The sequence below is a fragment of the Pseudomonas mosselii genome, assembly GCF_019823065.1.
Classification (GTDB): domain Bacteria; phylum Pseudomonadota; class Gammaproteobacteria; order Pseudomonadales; family Pseudomonadaceae; genus Aquipseudomonas; species Aquipseudomonas mosselii.
The window spans coordinates 3,119,271-3,134,773 of the sequence record NZ_CP081966.1; the positions used below are offsets into that span (position 1 = coordinate 3,119,271).

At 66.2% G+C, this 15,503-nt stretch carries 17 protein-coding genes and 1 pseudogene; 10 read left to right on the forward strand and 8 right to left on the reverse strand.

The genetic code is table 11. The annotated features are described in order from the left end of the window. Positions 1–8: 8 nt before the first annotated feature. The 5 genes and pseudogenes from ku to K5H97_RS14480 all read right to left on the reverse strand — a co-directional run bounded on the left by ku (position 9) and on the right by K5H97_RS14480 (position 3,046). Complete coding sequence (ku, locus tag K5H97_RS14455; protein WP_028688915.1) at positions 9–845, reverse strand: non-homologous end joining protein Ku; 837 nt, start codon at positions 843–845, stop codon at positions 9–11. A gap of 9 nt (positions 846–854) precedes the next feature. After that, positions 855–992, reverse strand: a complete 138-nt coding sequence (locus K5H97_RS14460) for a PSPA7_2676 family Cys-rich small protein (RefSeq protein ID WP_169740496.1) — start codon at positions 990–992, stop codon at positions 855–857. Positions 993–1,074: 82 nt separating this feature from the next. Further along, entirely contained in the window at positions 1,075–1,980 is a 906-nt protein-coding gene (locus tag K5H97_RS14465; RefSeq protein ID WP_028688916.1) for an SDR family oxidoreductase, read from the reverse strand. A gap of 97 nt (positions 1,981–2,077) precedes the next feature. Next, positions 2,078–2,389, reverse strand: a pseudogene (locus K5H97_RS14470) (carboxylate-amine ligase); the annotation flags it as partial. Between the two features lie 465 nt (positions 2,390–2,854). Further along, entirely contained in the window at positions 2,855–3,046 is a 192-nt protein-coding gene (locus K5H97_RS14480; protein WP_028688918.1) for a con-10 family general stress protein, read from the reverse strand. A gap of 241 nt (positions 3,047–3,287) precedes the next feature. Between K5H97_RS14480 and K5H97_RS14485 the strand changes: the two genes are divergently transcribed. Further along, positions 3,288–4,499, forward strand: a complete 1,212-nt coding sequence (locus K5H97_RS14485; protein WP_028688919.1) for a multidrug effflux MFS transporter — start codon at positions 3,288–3,290, stop codon at positions 4,497–4,499. Positions 4,500–4,504: 5 nt separating this feature from the next. Next, entirely contained in the window at positions 4,505–5,101 is a 597-nt protein-coding gene (locus K5H97_RS14490) for a TetR/AcrR family transcriptional regulator (protein WP_028688920.1), read from the forward strand. A 57-nt stretch (positions 5,102–5,158) separates the two neighbouring features. Here the strand turns inward: K5H97_RS14490 and hpaR are convergent, their stop codons facing one another. Continuing rightward, positions 5,159–5,581 (reverse strand): homoprotocatechuate degradation operon regulator HpaR, encoded by a 423-nt coding sequence (gene hpaR / locus K5H97_RS14495; protein WP_028688921.1) that lies wholly within the window; start codon positions 5,579–5,581, stop codon positions 5,159–5,161. 171 nt (positions 5,582–5,752) lie between these two features. Continuing rightward, positions 5,753–6,655 (reverse strand): 4-hydroxyphenylacetate catabolism regulatory protein HpaA, encoded by a 903-nt coding sequence (gene hpaA / locus K5H97_RS14500; protein ID WP_028688922.1) that lies wholly within the window; start codon positions 6,653–6,655, stop codon positions 5,753–5,755. Between the two features lie 140 nt (positions 6,656–6,795). On the opposite strand from hpaA, the gene K5H97_RS14505 reads away from it, so the two are divergent. The 8 genes from K5H97_RS14505 (at position 6,796) to K5H97_RS14540 (ending at position 13,816) form a co-directional block, all read left to right on the forward strand. Then, positions 6,796–7,470 (forward strand): fumarylacetoacetate hydrolase family protein, encoded by a 675-nt coding sequence (locus K5H97_RS14505; RefSeq protein WP_028688923.1) that lies wholly within the window; start codon positions 6,796–6,798, stop codon positions 7,468–7,470. Then, positions 7,467–8,246, forward strand: a complete 780-nt coding sequence (locus K5H97_RS14510) for a fumarylacetoacetate hydrolase family protein (protein WP_028688924.1) — start codon at positions 7,467–7,469, stop codon at positions 8,244–8,246. The genes K5H97_RS14505 and K5H97_RS14510 overlap by 4 nt, the downstream gene beginning before the upstream one ends. Next, positions 8,243–9,703 (forward strand): 5-carboxymethyl-2-hydroxymuconate semialdehyde dehydrogenase, encoded by a 1,461-nt coding sequence (hpaE, locus tag K5H97_RS14515; RefSeq protein ID WP_028688925.1) that lies wholly within the window; start codon positions 8,243–8,245, stop codon positions 9,701–9,703. The genes K5H97_RS14510 and hpaE overlap by 4 nt, the downstream gene beginning before the upstream one ends. A gap of 66 nt (positions 9,704–9,769) precedes the next feature. Beyond that, on the forward strand, positions 9,770–10,693 hold the full coding sequence (gene hpaD / locus K5H97_RS14520; protein ID WP_028688926.1) for a 3,4-dihydroxyphenylacetate 2,3-dioxygenase: 924 nt from the start codon (positions 9,770–9,772) through the stop codon (positions 10,691–10,693). A gap of 9 nt (positions 10,694–10,702) precedes the next feature. After that, positions 10,703–11,113 (forward strand): 5-carboxymethyl-2-hydroxymuconate Delta-isomerase, encoded by a 411-nt coding sequence (locus K5H97_RS14525; protein WP_028688927.1) that lies wholly within the window; start codon positions 10,703–10,705, stop codon positions 11,111–11,113. A 7-nt stretch (positions 11,114–11,120) separates the two neighbouring features. Further along, positions 11,121–11,924: a 2-oxo-hept-4-ene-1,7-dioate hydratase gene (hpaH, locus tag K5H97_RS14530; protein WP_028688928.1), complete on the forward strand. Its 804-nt coding sequence runs from the start codon at positions 11,121–11,123 to the stop codon at positions 11,922–11,924. Between the two features lie 9 nt (positions 11,925–11,933). Continuing rightward, positions 11,934–12,734, forward strand: a complete 801-nt coding sequence (gene hpaI, locus K5H97_RS14535; RefSeq protein WP_028688929.1) for a 4-hydroxy-2-oxoheptanedioate aldolase — start codon at positions 11,934–11,936, stop codon at positions 12,732–12,734. Positions 12,735–12,856: 122 nt separating this feature from the next. Continuing rightward, on the forward strand, positions 12,857–13,816 hold the full coding sequence (locus K5H97_RS14540; protein ID WP_028688930.1) for a ribonuclease Z: 960 nt from the start codon (positions 12,857–12,859) through the stop codon (positions 13,814–13,816). A gap of 64 nt (positions 13,817–13,880) precedes the next feature. Here K5H97_RS14540 and K5H97_RS14545 read toward each other — a convergent pair whose 3' ends face one another. Beyond that, a complete protein-coding gene (locus K5H97_RS14545; protein ID WP_028688931.1) occupies positions 13,881–15,449 on the reverse strand; it encodes a sensor domain-containing diguanylate cyclase in 1,569 nt (522 codons plus the stop codon). Between the last annotated feature and the right edge of the window lie 54 nt (positions 15,450–15,503).

Sequence of the window (15,503 nt, forward strand, 5' to 3'; positions counted from 1 at the left end):
CAACCGCGCTAAGATGCTTTGCGCGGTCGCTTGGCCGCCGGTTTCTTCGCCTTGGTCTTGCCACCCAGGCTGCGCTTGAGCAGCTCGGTGAGGTCGATGATGTCCGCGCCCTTCTCCGCCGGCGCGCCCTCGCCTTTGTCCACGGTCTCGATCTTGCCCTTGCTGGCCTTCTCTTGCACCAGCTCGAGGATGGTCTGGCGAAAGGCATCATGGTACTCGTCGGGCGACCATGGCCCGCTCATGTCTTGCACCAGCTTCCTGGCCATGTCCAGTTCGCGCTTGTCCAGCTTGCTGTCGGTCACGCTCTTGTCCAGTTCCAGCGACGCCAGGCCTCGCACCTCCTCGGGCCAGCGCAGGGTAATCATCACCAGCGCGTCTTGCAGCGGGCGCAGCAGCGCCAGATGCTGGCGGGTGTGCAGCACGACGGTGGCCAGGGCGACCTTGCCGGTACTTTCCAGGGCCTCGCGCAACAAGGCGTAGACCTTGCCGCCGCCGCGGTCGGGGCTCAGGTAATAAGGCGTGTCGAACTGTTGCAGCGGTATCTCCCGGGCATCGACGAACGAGAAGATATTGATGGTCTGGGTCGCCTCGGGCCGGGCCTTGCGAATCTCCTCCTCGCTGATCACCACGTAGCGACCCTTCTCGTACTCCACGCCCTTGACGATGTGTTCCTTGTCGATCTCCTTGCCGGTGACCTTGTTCACCCGTTTGTAACCCACCGGTTCCATGCTGCGCTTGTCGAGCCAGTCGAAATCCACCCGCTCGCTGCGCACGGCGGTATTGAGGGAGACGGGGATGTGCACGAGGCCGAAGCTGATCGCGCCTTTCCAGATTGCCCGGGCCATGGTCAGCTCCTACGCGTCGAACGGTTGGCCGGGCTGGCTGTAGCGCAACGCGCCGCAGCGTTCGCAGCACTGGCAATGGAGCCCGGCGATTTCACGGACCAACAGACTGCGCCATTGGCAGCCACGCAACAGGCAGAAGAGTTTCATCAGCCACCTCCCTGGCCCGCATGAATAGGGGCTCTTACAAGGACTGACTGCGCGGCGCGGCCAAGGTTTATTCGACTTTGCCCTACGGCAGTGGATTCCCCCCCGTGACGCCGAATACCTCCCCAGTGATATAGCTCGACTCCTGGCTGGCCAGCAGCACATACAGCGGCGCGCATTCGGCAGGTTGGCCGGGACGTTTCATCGGTGTGTGCCCACCGAAGTCGGGAATCTTCTCCGGCGGTTGGCCGCCGCTGGGCTGCAACACGGTCCAGATCGGGCCCGGCGCCACTGCGTTGACGCGGATGCCGCGCTCGATCACCTGCTTGGCCAGCGCCTTGGTGAAGGCAACGATCGCCGCCTTGGTGGTGGCGTAGTCGAGCAGCGTCGCCGATGGCTGGTAGGACTGGATCGAGGCAGTGTTGATGATCGTGGCCCCGGCCGGCATCAGCGGCACGGCAGCCTGGCACAACCAGAACAACGCGTAGACGTTGGTCTTGAGGGTGTGATCGAACTGCTCGTGGGTGATCTGGCCAATGTCCTTGCGCGCCACCTGCTTGCCGGCGACGTTGACCAGGATGTCCAGGCCGCCGAGCTGTTCGTGGGCCTGGTCCACCAACTGGCTGCAGAAGCGCGGATCCTTGAGATCGCCAGGAAGTGCCACGGCCTTGCGCCCTTCGGCCTCGATCAGCTGGACCACTTCTCGGGCGTCACGCTCCTCCGTGGGCAGGTAGTTGAGGGCGATGTCGGCGCCCTCGCGGGCGAAGGCGATGGCCACGGCGCGCCCGATTCCCGAGTCGGCGCCGGTGATCAGGGCGCGGCGACCGACCAGGCGGCCGAAGCCTTTATAGGTGGCTTCACCGTGGTCGGGCTTGGGTTGCATGTGGGCATCCAGGCCAGGGGCGGGTTGGCCCTGGGCCGCAAAGGGCGGATGGGGATATTGGGTCAGGGGATTTTGCAGGGTGAATTGGTCCTGGGGCTTGCCGGGCATGGGTGGGGCTCCTTCTGTTTTGGCTGCATGTTGTCGAATTGTGGGGCACACAGCTTTCGAGGCTGGCGACCAGCGAATGGTTTACTCAATGAGTCCCGAGCACCGACAGCTGGTGATCGGCACTGGTGCCGTCGCGCAAGATGCGCCGGGCCTGGATGAAGGCGCGTTCGGCATCGGCGGTGTCGGCCGGGCATTGCAACTGCAGTTGCGTCAGCCAGCCTTCGGCGCTCACCGGCTGTTGCTCGTACACGCCGATGAAGGTGCCTAGGCGGCCCTGACGCAGGGCACGCCAATAGTTTTCCTGGGTGACCCAGCGCATCTCGCGGCTGGCGACGGCCAAGGCATCGTCCAACCGGGGGCAGCCATCGCAGATACGCAGTTCGACTGTCGCAAACCGCCGCGAAGGCCTGCTCCCACTGCCAGCGCGGATCGCCGTCCCCCTGTTCCTCGAGAAAGATGCGGATCAACCCGTGAAAACGCGGTTCCCGCCAATGGCACAGGGCGCCGTGCAACCATGCGCCGTCGACCGCCTTGGTCGGCGCAACCTGTTGCAGGAACCACAAGGCATGGGCCCGGTTGGTGAAGTAGCGGCGCGCGGCCCCTGGCGCCGTTGTTCAAGATAAGCCATGTGTTCACTGGCGACCCGCTGGGCATGGGCGGCTGACCATTCCAGCAATCGCCCGGGATCATCCGGCAGGTCGTCCGCAAGCGTACGCACTTGGCGCAGCGGCTGCTGCAGCCAGGCCTCGCCTAGCGGATCAGGGCCCTTGAGCAGGGCCCGATAGCGATGCTCAAGGCCATCGGTCGCCACGCATGGCGCCTCCTGGGTGGGGTATGCGCGGTGCCAGGCAAGCCCGGCACCGCGTGCCCTCACTTACGTGCGGCCACCCTTGCGGCCAGACTCGGTCTGACGGTGGTCGCCGCCACTGCTCTGACCGCCCTTGCGGCCGGCTTCGGAGGCCTTCTCGCGGTCGTTGGCGAAGTTGCCCGGGTTCTTCGATCCACCCTGGCTGCCGGTCTTGTTGCTGTCCTGGCGACCGGTCATGTTGCTGTCTTTGTTGGCCATGGTTGCAAAACCTCGTGTGGCTAAGGGATGCACGGCTGCATGCCGTACAGGATTGGGAGTACGGCGATAAGGCGGGATTCGGATTATTCCGGGGGGATCGGACCGGTGGCGCTAAACATGCCGCTGCCCTGTATCTGGGACGCAAGCGGACGCGGGCAGGGTTGACCCCTTCAGGCACTCTGGCATAATTCTCGCGACCTACCGGTCGGTAGGCTTATTTTCGTCAACGGATTTCCCAGTCATGCCTGCTTCCCACCTGCGCTTCGCCGCCTCCCTCGCCCTGATCGGCGCCCTCGGCCCTTCGGCCATCGACATGTACCTGGCCAGCCTGCCGGAAATGGCCCGCGACTTCGCCACCGGCTATACCCAGGTGCAGCTGACCCTGACCGTGTTCCTGCTGGCGATGGGTGCCGGCCAGTTGCTGTTCGGCCCCGTGGTCGATGCCCTGGGCCGCCGTCGTCCGCTGCTCGCGGGGTTGGTGGTGTTCAGCCTGGCCTCCCTCGGCGCGGCCGCCGCGTCTTCGTTGGACCTGCTGCTGATCGCACGCCTGGTCCAGGGCCTGGCCAGCGCGCTGACGCTGGTGGTGATCATGAGCATGGTCCGCGACAGCGCCGACGGCGCGCGGGCGGCGCAGATCTTCGCCCTGCTGATGACCATCGAAGGCCTGGCGCCGATCCTCGCCCCGGCGTTGGGCGGGATGATCGACGCGGCCTATGGTTGGCGGGCGATCATGCTGGTGCTGGCCGGTCTGGGCCTGCTGACCTTGCTCAACTCGATGCTGACGCTCGGCGAGACCTTGCCGCCGGGGCAGCGGGTACGCCTGGCGCCGGCCCGCGCATGGCGCACCTATGCGCGCATCGCCGCCGATGGCGCGTTCCTGCGACCGGCCCTGGCGTTGTCGGCGGTGTTCTTCTTCCTGTTCGCCTACATCGCCGGCTCCGCCTACGTGTACCAGCAGCATTTCGGCCTTTCCAGCGCCCACTTCGGCCTGCTGTTCGGGGCCTGCGGCGTGGCCATCCTGCTCGGCGCGGCGCTGTCCGGCTACTGGGTGACGCGCCACGGCGTGGCTCGCGTGGCCTGGTGGGGCGCGCTGTGCATGGGCGGTGGCGCGCTGCTGGCGGTACTTGCCGGGCTGAGCGGCGCGGGCCTGGCGCTGCTGCTGGCGGGCGTCGTGCTGGCGCTGTTCGGCCTGGGCATTTGCGAGGCCACCTTGATGGCCCTGGCGATGTCGTCGCAGCAACGTGACGTCGGCTCCACCGCAGCCCTGCTCGGTGCCCTGCAACTGGTGATTTCATCCAGTGCTACACCCTTGGCCGGGCACCTGGCAACGCTGGGGCCGCTGGCCTGGGCCTGGCTGTTGGCGGCCGCTGCCCTGATCATCGTCGGTTTGACCCGCGCCGCCGTGGCAAAGACAATCAGCGCCTCGCCCTGCCCCAGCGTCAACCCGGAGTGACCGCCTTGAAAGCCCTGACCCCATCCGCCGCGCGCATCTGCGACCATGCCGTCGTGCATTTCGCCGAACATGGCTACGACGGCTCGTCATTGAGCGAGATCGCCGCCTTGGCGGGCATGCGCAAGGCATCGCTTTATGCCCATTTCGCCAACAAGGATGCGTTGTTCGTGCGCGCCTTCGAACGGGCGCTGGCGGACGAAACCGCCTACGTCGAGGCAGGGTTCGGCCACGAGGCGGCGGGCCGCGAGGCGCCGGGGCACTGGCACCCGCTGCACCTGGCCGAGCGCTACGCCGCCTCGGCCAACCTGCGCTTCGTGCTGCGCACGGCGTTCCTGCCGCCGACGCCGATCCGCTCGGTTGTCACCGGCGGCTTCGAGGCCTACCTGGAGCAGATCCGCCTGGGCTTCTGCCAGGCCCTGCGCGAGCGCCACGCCTGGGCCCGCAGCGATGGCAACAAGCTGGAACTGTATGGCGATGCGTACCTGGGGATCATCGACAGCCTGCATGTGGAGCTGCTGTATGCGAACCCGGCTGTGTATGCGCGGCGGGCGGCTTCGTTGCTGAAGATTCTCGATGATTCGCTGTATCTTGCCGGTCTGTAGGGGGACCCTGTACACGATTCAAGGGCCCCGCGATGGCGGTGGTCAGCGCTCGCGGCATCAGGGCCTGACCTTCTTGAGCTCGTTCAACAACTCCATCAACTTCTCCAACTTGTCCTCGCCGAACTGGCGCTGGATCTCCTGGTAATTGCGCTCCATCTCCTCGCTCATGGCCAGGAATGCCTGCTGGCCACGCACGGTCAGGCTGATGAATATCCGCCGCTGATCCTCCGGCGACTTGCGCCGACCCACCAGGCCGTCGCGTTCCAGGCGCTTGAGGACGCCGCTCATGCTCGGTTTGAGGATGCAGGCCATGTCCGCCAACTGGTGGCTTTCCAGCTCGCCCTGCTGGCGCAGGATGCGGATCACCCGCCACTGCTGCTCGGTCAGGTCGTGGGCATTGAGGGCCGGGCGGAAGAACGCCATGGTCGCTTCGCGGGCCTGCAACAGGGTCAACGTCAGGGAAGGTCTTGGATTGGTCATCAGGATAAGCGGCTGGTTTTATTAAGATATTAATAAAGTGAAAACCATTTTCACCGGTGCTGTCCAGCCCCAGTGAAAAGTACCAGCGCTCCCGGCAAACGCGCATTTTCCAAGCAGCGCCTTCGTTGCACGATCAGGTGAAGCCTGCAGCCCGGAGCTGATCGCCTCATGTCAACGCAATCCCGCCTGGCGCTGACGGTACTCCCCCGGCGTCATCTGCGCATGGCGCTGGAAGAAACGGCTGAAATACGCCGGATCCTTGAACCCCAGCCGGTAGCAGATCTCGTTGGCCGAACCGCCGGTGTACAGCAGCAACCGCCGCGCCTCCTGCATCAGCCGTTCGAACACCAGGCGCTTGGACGGCAGGTCGGCCATGCGCCGGCACACATCATTCAGCCGCGCCTCGGTCACCCCCAGCGCCGCCGCGTAGGCCGGCAGCGTCCAGTGGTCGAGGTAGTGGCGCTCGATCAGCTCGTTGAAGCGATGGAACAACTGCAAGTCCTCGTGCCGCGCGGGCGTTGCCTCCAGCGAATTGGCGCCCAGGCGCAGCAGGCTGATCATCACCAGCCGCGCCAGGTCCTGCACGGCGGTGCCCTGCCCGGCCTGGCCATGGCCGATTTCGTCGCCAAGCAGGTCGAACAGCTGCTCCAGGCGCCGTACCTCGCCGGCCGCCGCGCCCTGCAGGTGCCCCAGTGCAACGCAGGCCGGTTGCAGCCGCGGTCCCAACGCCAGCCCGGGCTCGGCCTGCAGCAGTTGCCAGACCAGTTGCTGGCGCACGGTCAGCACATGGCCGTCGGCGTCGGCCTCGGTGACGAAGGCATGGGGAATGGTCGGCGGGGTGAGGAAGAACATCGGCCCGGACTCGTGGTAGCGCTGTTCGTCCAGGTACACCCGCACACTGCCGGTCTTGACGTAGTGCACCTGGAAGAAGCGGTCGTGGCGGTGCACTGGCATGTTGCGACCGAAAAAACCGGCCAGGTTGCCCAGGCGGTCGTAGTGCACCTCGCTGTCGCTGTAGCGCTGGTCATAGACCTGACCGATGTTGATATTGGGGATCGGCTGTCGTTCTTTCATTGTTGTTCTCGCAGCGGTGAAACGCGCCGGGGAAACCATCCTAGCACCACCGGCCAGCGGTGGACGCCTTGACGATCGTTAACATATTAAATATAACGTTAACACATTAACAAAAACACCACGAAGCGCAGGAGAAAAGCATGAGCCGTGCCTTGCACGAGGTCGCCAGCGGCAGCTTGTTCGGCGTCGCCCTGAACTACCATGGCCTGCTGCAGCAGCATCTGGCATCCTTCCATGAAGCGCCGTACCAGCAGCCGCCGGTCAAGCCGGTGCTGTTCATCAAGACCCCGAACACCCGCAACGGGCATGCCCAGCCGGTAACCTACCCCTCGGCAGTCGAGCGCCTGCAACCCGGCCCCGCGCTGGGCGTGGTGATCGGCAAGGACGCCAGCCGCGTCAGCATCGACGACGCCCTCGCGCATGTGGCCGGCTACACCATCGTCAACGAGTTCAGCCTGCCCGAGGACAGCTACTACCGCCCGGCGGTCAAGGCCAAGTGCCGCGACGGCTTCTGCGCCATCGGCCCGCAGCTGGTGCCGGCCGCGCAGGTCGACAACCCCGACGCGCTGGGCATCCGCCTGTGGGTCAACGGCGAGTTGCGCCAGCACAACAACACCGCCAACTGCGTGCGCGGCGTGGCCCGGCTGATCGCCGAGATCAGCGAGTTCATGACCCTGCATGCCGGCGACGTGCTGATCACCGGCACCCCCGAAGGCCGCGTCGATGTGCTGCCCGGCGACCGGGTGACGGTCGAGATCGACGGCCTTGGCCAGCTGACCAACCCCATCGTCGCCGAACAAGGACTCGCCCCATGAAGCACGCCCGTATCCAGTTCGACGGCCAGGTCCATCAGGTCACCGTCGAGGACGACCAGCAACTGCGCCTGGCCGATGGTCGCCTGGTCCAGGCCGACCAGGTTACCTGGCTGCCACCGGCCACCGGCAACATGTTCGCCCTGGGCCTGAACTATGCCGACCACGCCGCCGAGCTGGCCTTCACCCCGCCCACCGAACCGCTGGCGTTCATCAAGTCGCCGGGCACCTACACCGGGCACGAGCAGGTGACCTGGCGCCCGGACAACGTCAAGTACATGCACTACGAGTGCGAGCTGGTGGCGGTGATCGGCAAGCCGGCGCGCAACGTCAGGCGCGAGGACGCCCTCGACTACCTGGCCGGCTACACCGTGTGCAACGACTACGCCATCCGTGACTACCTGGAAAACTACTACCGCCCCAACTTGCGGGTGAAGAATCGCGACGCCACCACCCCGGTAGGCCCGTGGATCGTCGACGTCGCCGACGTGCCGGATCCGTCGAACCTGACGCTGCGCACCTGGATCAACGGCGAGCTGAAACAGCAAGGCAGCACCGCCGACATGATCTTCGACATCCCCTACCTGATCGAATACTTCTCCAGCTTCATGACCCTGCAGCCCGGCGACATGATCGCCACCGGCACCCCGGAAGGCCTTGCCGACGTGGTCCCCGGCGACGAAGTGGTGGTGGAGGTGCAAGGGGTCGGCCGCCTGGTCAACCGAATCGTCAGCGAAGCCGAGTTCTTCGCCCACAAAGCACACGAGGCAACAGCATGATCAAGCACTGGATCAACGGCCGTGAAGTCGAGAGCCGCGACACGTTCATCAACTACAACCCGGCCACCGGTGAAGCCATCGGCGAAGTCGCCAGCGGCGGCGCCGAGGAAGTCGCCCAGGCCGTGGCTGCGGCAAAAGAGGCCTTCCCGAAATGGGCCAACACCCCGGCCAAGGAACGCGCCCGCCTGATGCGCCGCCTCGGCGAGCTGATCGAGCAGAACGTACCGCAGCTGGCCGAACTGGAGACCCTGGACACCGGCCTGCCGATCCACCAGACGCGCAACGTGCTGATTCCCCGCGCATCGCACAACTTCGACTTCTTCGCCGAGGTGTGCACGCGCATGGACGGGCACACCTACCCGGTGGACGACCAGATGCTCAACTACACCCTGTACCAACCGGTGGGCGTGTGCGGGCTGGTGTCGCCCTGGAACGTGCCGTTCATGACCGCCACCTGGAAGACCGCGCCGTGCCTGGCGCTGGGCAACACCGCGGTGCTGAAGATGAGCGAGCTGTCGCCGCTGACCGCCAATGAGCTGGGCCGCCTGGCAGTCGAGGCCGGCATCCCCCATGGCGTGCTCAACGTCATCCAGGGCTACGGCGCCACCGCCGGCGATGCCCTGGTGCGCCACCCGGACGTGCGCGCCATCTCGTTCACCGGCGGCACCGCCACCGGCCGCAAGATCATGCAGACGGCGGGCCTTAAGAAGTACTCCATGGAACTGGGCGGCAAGTCGCCAGTGCTGGTCTTCGAAGACGCCGACCTGGACCGTGCCCTGGACGCCGCGCTGTTCACCATCTTCTCGCTCAACGGCGAGCGCTGCACCGCCGGCAGCCGCATCTTCATCCAGGAAAGCGTGTACCCGCAGTTCGTCGCCGAGTTCGCCGCCCGCGCCAGGCGCCTGATCGTCGGCGACCCGACCGATCCGAAGACCCAGGTGGGCTCGATGATCACCCAGCAGCACTACGACAAGGTCACCGGCTATATCCGCATCGGCCTCGAGGAAGGCGCACGCCTGGTGGCCGGTGGCCTGGAGCGTCCGGCCGGGCTGCCAGCGCACCTGGCCAAGGGGCAGTTCATCCAGCCGACGGTGTTCGCCGACGTGAGCAACACGATGCGCATCGCCCAGGAAGAGATCTTTGGCCCGGTGGTCTGCCTGATCCCGTTCAAGGACGAGGCCGAGGCGCTGCAACTGGCCAACGACACCGAATACGGCCTGGCGTCGTACATCTGGACCCAGGACATCGGCAAGGCCCACCGCCTGGCCCGCGGTATCGAGGCGGGCATGGTGTTCATCAACAGCCAGAACGTGCGTGACCTGCGCCAACCGTTCGGCGGGGTGAAAGGCTCGGGCACCGGGCGCGAGGGTGGGCAATACAGCTTCGAGGTCTTCGCCGAGATCAAGAACGTGTGTATATCCATGGGTAGCCATCACATTCCGCGCTGGGGCGTGTAGAACGGGGCTGCTGCGCAGCTCTCGCCATGGACACCAAGAACAACAACCTTCAACAGGAGACATACCATGGGCAAACTCGCTCTCGCCGCCAAGATCACCCATGTGCCCTCGATGTACCTGTCCGAACTGCCCGGCCCGCGCCAGGGCTTTCGCCAGGCGGCCATCGACGGGCACCACGAGATCGGCCGGCGCTGCCGCGAACTGGGCGTGGACACCATCGTCGTGTTCGACACCCACTGGCTGGTCAACGCCAACTACCACATCAACTGCGCCGCGCACTTCGAAGGCCTGTACACCAGCAACGAACTGCCGCACTTCATCGCCAACATGAACTACGGCTTCCCCGGCAACCCCGAGCTGGGGCGAATCCTCGCGCAAGAATGCAATCGACTGGGCGTGGAGACCATGGCCCACGACGCCACCACCCTGGCCCCGGAATACGGCACCCTGGTGCCGATGCGCTACATGAACGCCGACCGCCACTTCAAGGTGATCTCGGTCTCGGCCCTGTGCACCTCGCACTACCTCAACGACAGCGCGCGCCTGGGCTGGGCCATGCGCAAGGCGGTCGAGGACCACTACGACGGCACCGTGGCTTTCCTCGCCAGCGGCTCGCTGTCACACCGTTTTGCCCAGAACGGCCAGGCCCCGGACTTTGCCACCAAGGTCTGGAGCCCGTTCCTGGAAACCCTCGACCACCGCGTGGTGCGCATGTGGCAGGACGGCGACTGGGCGGACTTCTGCGCGATGCTGCCCGAGTATGCGGTCAAGGGCCATGGCGAAGGCTTCATGCACGACACTGCCATGTTGCTCGGTGCGCTCGGCTGGTCGCGATACGACGGCAAGGCCGAGGTGGTGACACCGTACTTCGGTTCTTCCGGTACCGGCCAGATCAACGCGATCTTCCCGGTCACCCCGCAGGACGGCAGCGCGATCCCCGCAGCCCAGGCCTCGAACCCGGCTGGGATCACCTCCACCAGCCGCCTGTAAGGAGCCCCCATGCCCCATCTGGTCCTGCTCTATAGCCCGGATATAGAAGCCGACGCCGATATGCCCGGCCTGTGCCGCGCCCTGGCCGACTGCATGCTCGCCCAGCGCGACGAACATGATCGCCAGGTGTTCCCCACCGGCGGCACCCGCGTGCTGGCCTACCCGGCAGCCCATGCCGCGATCGCCGATGGTCGTGGCGACTACGGTTTCGTCTACGCCAACCTGCGCATGGGCAGCGGCCGCAGCGCCACGGTGCACCGGCAGGTCGGCGATGCGCTGCTGGCTGTCTTGCGCCAGCACCTGGACGCGCTGCTGGGACGTCGCCCGGTCGGCGTGACCCTGCAGATCGATGAGAGCCAGGCACAGGTGTACGACGCCAAGCACAGCAGCCTGCATCCCCTGTTCACCCGTCAGCCCTGAGGTCTCCATGCTCGACGCCCGCATCATCCAGCAAGCCGCCGCCCGTCTAGACCAGGCCGAACGCACCCGCGAACAGGTCGGCCAGTTCTCCTTGGAACACCCCTCGATCAGCATCGAGGACGCCTACGCCATACAGCGCGCCTGGGTGGCACGCAAGATCGAGGGTGGCCGCAAGCTGGTCGGCCACAAGATCGGCCTGACCTCCAGGGCCATGCAAGTTTCCTCGAACATCACCGAACCGGACTACGGTGCGCTGCTCGACGACATGCTGTTCGACGAAGGCAGCGACATTCCCTTCGAGCGCTTCATCGTGCCCCGGGTCGAGGTGGAGCTGGCGTTCATCCTCGGCAAGCCACTCAAGGGGCCGAACGTGACCCTGTTCGACGTGCTCGACGCCACCGAATGGGTGATTCCGGCCCTGGAGATCATTGATGCGCGCATCCAGCAGGTCGACCCGCACAGCGGCGTGACCCGCAAGGTGTTCGACACCATCTCCGACAACGCAGCCAACGCCGGCGTGGTCATGGGCGGTCGCGCGGTGCGCCCGGGCGACGTCGACCTGCGCAAGGTGCCGGCGGTGCTGTACCGCAACGGCGTGATCGAGGAGTCCGGCGTGTCGGCGGCGGTGCTCAACCACCCGGCCAAGGGCGTCGCCTGGCTGGCCAACAAACTGGCGCCGTACGACGTGGGGCTGGAGACCGGCCAGATCATTCTCGGCGGTTCGTTCACCCGCCCGGTAGCCGCCCGCCCCGGCGACACCTTCCACGTCGACTACGACCAGCTTGGCTCGATCGCCTGCCGATTCGTCTGAGGATCCACCATGGACATGCCCATCAATACCTTCAAGCAACGCCTGCGCACGGGCCAGGCGCAGATCGGCCTGTGGCTCGGCCTGGCCGATCCGTACTGCGCGGAACTGGCGGCCAACGCCGGCTTCGACTGGCTGCTGCTCGACGGTGAGCACGCGCCCAACGACCTGCGTGGCCTGCTCGGCCAGTTACAGGCGGTGGCGCCCTACCCGGCTCAGCCGATCGTGCGCCCGGTGATCGGCGACACCGCGCTGATCAAGCAATTGCTGGATATCGGCGCGCAGACCCTGCTGGTGCCCATGGTCGAAAGCGCCGAGCAGGCACGCCAGTTGGTGCGTGCGATGCGCTACCCGCCCCACGGAGTGCGCGGCGTAGGTAGCGCGCTGGCACGAGCATCGCGCTGGAACAGCGTGCCCGGCTACCTGGACCAGGCTGACGAACAGATGTGCCTGCTGGTACAGGTGGAGAACCGCGAAGGCCTGGCCAACCTCGACGCGATCTGCGCCGTCGAAGGTGTCGATGGCGTGTTCATCGGCCCCGCCGACCTCAGCGCCGACATGGGCCACCGGGGCAACCCGGGGCATCCCGAAGTACAGGCGGCCATCGACGATGCCATCGTGCGCATCGGCCGTGCAGGCAAGGCGGCGGGGATCCTCAGTGCCGACGAAGCGCTGGCGCGCCGGTATATCGAGCTAGGGGCGGCGTTCGTCGCTGTGGGGGTCGACACCACGGTGCTGATGCGCGGCTTGCAGACGTTGGCGGGCAAGTTCAAGGAAGGGGCCGCTACCAGCGCCCAGGGCGGTGTCTACTAGTCCGGCCTGGTAGCGCGTAAGCTCGATGTTGGGAGCGTACTGGCCCCTGCGACAGTGCCATGCTAGCCTCCGCGCGCCCCGCCCTGCGGGGTCGCAACAACATCGAACCAAGGAGTCAGGCAATGGACCTGCAGTTTCTGGGCACCTCTTCCGGTGTGCCCACCAAGGCCCGCAACGTCAGTGCGACTGCGGTCATCGAGGCATCCGGCACTGGGTGGTACCTGGTCGATTGCGGCGAAGGCACCCAGCACCAGCTGCTGCACAGCCCGCTGTCGGTGCGCGACCTGCGCGCCATCCTCATCACCCATGTGCACGGCGACCACTGCTTCGGGTTGCCGGGGCTGCTGGCCAGCGCTGGCATGTCAGGGCGCAAGGAGCCGTTGCAACTGGTGCTGCCGGCCGACCTGCAGACCTGGGTGCGCCAGAGCCTGGCGGTCAGCGATACCTACCTGCCTTTCGAGTTGCAGATGCAGCCGGTCGAGACCTTCACCGGGCTGGAACATGGCAATGTGCAGATCGGCGTGGTCGAGCTGTCGCATCGGGTACCGTCCTACGGTTTCGTGTTCGAGGAACGTGACCCCGAGCCCCGGCTCGACACCCAGCGCCTGCAGGCCGACGGCATCCCCGCCGGGCCGATGTGGGGGCAACTGGCCCGTGGCAGGACTGTCGAGCACGAGGGGCGTCAGCTCGATCCGCAGACTTACCTGCAACCGACACGCCCGGCGCAGCGGATCATCGTCTGCGGCGACAACGACCGCCCGGAGCTATTGAGCACGCTGGCGGCGAATGTGGATGTACTGGTGCATGAGGCCACCTTCACCCAGCCGGTGGTCGAACGTACCCAGGCCACCTTCGGCCACAGCACCGCCGCCGCGGTGGCGCGCTTCGCCGAAACGGCGGGTGTCAGGAACCTGGTGCTGACGCATTTCAGCGCCCGCTACCAATCCGGCGGCGGGCGCGGCGGCTCCATCGAGGAAGTGCGCGAGGAGGCGCAAGCGCACTACAACGGGCACCTGACACTGGCCCGGGACCTGCAGCGTTATCGGCTTGGCCGTGATGGGGTGGTGGTCGAGGTGGAGTAACGCCTAAGGGGGGATCCTGGCATGGGCGCGCAACGCTGGTGATGGCTGAATGATCCCTGGGGCCTCAATGCGCCGGATGCTGCTCCACACTGCCCGCCAGGCAGTAGCGATCCCGCCCCTGGCGCTTGGCTGCATAAAGCGCCGCATCCGCCGCTGCCATCAGGTTCTCCGGGGTCACCGTCTCCAACGTCGGCGCGCCCACCGCGATACCGGCACTGGCCGTGACATGCCCCAACGGGCTGCCGGCATGCTCGATGGCCAGCCGGCGCAACAGCTGCAGGATCTCCTGGACGATCTGGCTGGCACCCTGGACATCGGTATCGGGCAACAACAGGGTGAACTCCTCGCCGCCATAGCGCACCGCCAGGTCTGCGGGGCGCTTGAGCGCCTGACGTAGCAGCTCGGCGAAACGCCGCAGGCACTGGTCGCCCGCCGGGTGGCCGTAGCGGTCGTTGTAGGCCTTGAAGTAGTCCAGGTCGAGCATGACCAGGGCCAGCGGCCGGCCCTGGCGCCGCGCCCGGCGGATCTCCGGCTCGAACACCGCGTCCAGCCGTCGACGGTTGCCCAGTCCGGTCAGGCTGTCGCTCAGGGCCAGCGCCTTGAGGGTCTGGTGGGCCTGGTGCAGCGCGCGCTCGATGGCGATGCGCTCGCGCAACTGGCGCAGGACAATCCAGCCGAAGCCGGCCAGGCCGACCAGCAGCAGAACCAGCACCGCCAACGATTTGATCATGTCACGCCGCCAGGGCCCGACAATCGACTCGAGGGACAAGCCCGCCTGCACCACCAGCGGGTAACTGGACAGCGCGCGGAACGCATACAACCGCGTCGTGCCATCAACCACTGCCACTGCCTCGGTCACCCCTTCATTGGCGTAGGGCAGGTAGTGTCGGAAGATCTCGCTGCCCGCCAGGCTGCGGCCGATGACCTGCTCGACGAAGGGCCGGCGCACGAGGATGGTGCCGTCGCGCTTGGCCAGAACCAGGGCGCCACGCTCATCGATCTTGAAGTCGCCGTAATAGCGCACGAACCAGTCGACCTTGATGGTGCCCAGCAGCACCCCGGCGAAGCGTCCATCGGGCAGGTCCAGACGCCGCGAGATGGGGATGATCAGGTCGCCCGTGGAACGGCTGCGCACCACCGAGCCGATGCGCACCTGGCGGTCGGCATGGGTCTGGTGGTAGAGGAAATAGTCGCGGTCGGCGTTGTTGGCCCCCGGCGGCACGGCATCCTTGTCGGTGACGATCCAGCTGCCATCGGCGCCATAAACGAACAGGCCGTGCAACTGCGGCATTATCTGCGCCTGTTGCTTGAGCAGGGCGTGCAGGCGCGGTCGATCGACGTGGGCAAAACCATCGCCTTCCAAGCGCTCGGCCAGGACGGCGGTGATCGCGTCCACCTGGCGGATGGCGTCCTCGGCGTGCTGGGCCGTAGCTCGGGCCAGGTTGGTGACCGCGTTCTCGGCGTCGCCGAACGCCTGCCGGTAATCGCGCCAGATCCGCCAGCCCTCGATCAGCACGAACGCCAGCATCACCACCGCCATGAAACCCAGCACCAGGCGGAACAACGACACGGCGCGGCCCTCGCCGGTCACCGCGAAGAGGCCGTCATCAGTGTGTTTCCTGGCTGCTGCCATCGAAGTCCCTTGTCGTCACGCACTGGCCGCTCATCACTATAGTTCAGCCAGGCA